This window comes from Acinetobacter harbinensis, from assembly GCF_000816495.1.
In the GTDB taxonomy this organism is placed as follows: domain Bacteria; phylum Pseudomonadota; class Gammaproteobacteria; order Pseudomonadales; family Moraxellaceae; genus Acinetobacter; species Acinetobacter harbinensis.
The window spans coordinates 38,586-40,212 of record NZ_JXBK01000002.1 but is presented as its reverse complement, the minus strand read 5'-3'; the positions used below and the strand labels follow the sequence as shown (position 1 = coordinate 40,212).

Below are 1,627 nucleotides of genomic sequence, written 5' to 3'. Positions count from 1 at the left end.
CCATCCAAACTGAAGAAGAAAAACAATTGCTTTGCAGAAGAGGATTGATCGAAACAGTGAATGATCAGTTAAAAAACTTACATCAAATTGACCATTCACGTCATCGTTCGGTGAATAACTTTATGGTGAATATTATGGCTGCGATAGTGGCTTATTGCTTAAATCCAAATAAGCCAACTTTCCAAAACTTGCTAAAAAGCTAAAATATTTCGTCGAACTCAGGTTAAATAATTTCCTCGATTGTAGGATTTATCTCAAGTGAATAAACTACAAAAGCGACTGCATTAAAACGGGGTAATGAGAAAATAAGTACAATAAGCACAGAAAATAGTGCTGCCGCAATACCGCCTTTCATGCTCCTCTACTTTCACTGAAATACTGCGATACATCATAATTTTATTGCCCAACGCAATCAGCCAAGCCACGGATAGAATAGCTATATTGTAACAACTGAATATTTTACTTTATCCACTGTGTTTAGGTTTAGGATTTAAATTGATTATATGAAAAAGTTGATTTTTTTACCCGGCGCATCAGGCAGTGTCGATTTTTGGCAGCCTTTAATGGATTTACTGCCCGCACAGCATGAAAAGCAAATCATCGCCTATCCTGGCTTTGGCGGTTATGCTAAAAATCAGGATATACAAAATTTCAAACAATTAACCGATTATGTCGTGGACAGTATTCCATCGAAATCGATTCTCATTGCCCAGTCTATGGGTGGAATTTTTGCAATTGCCAAAGCACTAAGACAGCCTGAGCAGGTTCTTGCCTTGGTGCTTATTGCCACCTCAGGCGGCATAGATCTAAGCCAGTTTAATGTGCAAGATTGGCGCACAGACTATCAAAGACAATATCCTGATTATCCTGAATGGTTTATGAGCAGTAAAATAAATTATGAAGCTGCCCTATCAAAGATTAAGGTTCCTGTGCTTTTAATTTGGGGCGATCAAGATCCGATTAGTCCACTTGCTGTAGCTGAGCATCTACAGGCTAAATTCGTACATGCGCAACTGCATATTATTTTACAAGGACAGCATGATTTGGCCCAATGCCATGCGCTAGAAGTAAGTCAAGTTATGGGTAACTTTTTAAAGATACTTACTCCAGAAGCGTATGGATCAAAAAACTCAGCTTAAGGGAGCGCTCAGACCATCCCCAGTTTTAATCAGCAGATTAAACGTGGGGATAATCAATTGTCAGTGCTGCTTATATCGAGGTAGGCCAGATTGCGGCAGCTTTAAAGGATTAACGAAAAATCGTCTTAAGCTCTTTGGGGATGCCTTGCATAGATTGCAGCTCGCCTTGGCTGTTTTTCCAAATCACTGCCGGAGTGGCATAGAAGCCATATTTTTCCATTAAGGCCTGATTATGATCCAATTGCGCGGCAATCGCCTGAGGAATCGGCTTAAGCTCGGTGAGTTTTTTCTTACCGGCTGAGAGGCTGAATGCTTCAAAGGCTTTTTGTGGATTTTCTGCGGCCAATAGACTTGCCGCCTGCCCGCGACTTTCTGGGCGGATGACCGCCACTTGGATATGACGTAACTGCACTTTACCGGATTTTACCCAAGGCCGTGCCTGTTGCCAAAAAGTATGGCAATACGGGCAATTGGGATCAGAAAACACA

The 1,627-nt window shown here is 41.3% G+C and carries 3 protein-coding genes; 2 read left to right on the top strand and 1 reads right to left on the bottom strand.

Going from position 1 to position 1,627, the window contains the following annotated elements; all coding sequences use genetic code 11:
* Both SE27_RS14150 and SE27_RS12390 read left to right on the top strand, forming a co-directional pair.
* Nucleotides 1-203 (top strand): transposase (locus SE27_RS14150; RefSeq protein ID WP_039624081.1); only part of this gene is annotated, 203 nt, incomplete at its 5' end.
* A 300-nt stretch (nucleotides 204-503) separates the two neighbouring features.
* Nucleotides 504-1,139 carry an alpha/beta fold hydrolase gene (locus tag SE27_RS12390; RefSeq protein WP_052251762.1) on the top strand — a complete coding sequence of 212 codons (636 nt, stop codon included), beginning with the start codon at nucleotides 504-506 and terminating at the stop codon, nucleotides 1,137-1,139.
* Nucleotides 1,140-1,248: 109 nt separating this feature from the next.
* Here the strand turns inward: SE27_RS12390 and dsbG are convergent.
* The coding region (gene dsbG / locus SE27_RS14560) for a thiol:disulfide interchange protein DsbG (RefSeq protein ID WP_455549999.1) at nucleotides 1,249-1,627 on the bottom strand (379 nt) is incomplete at its 5' end.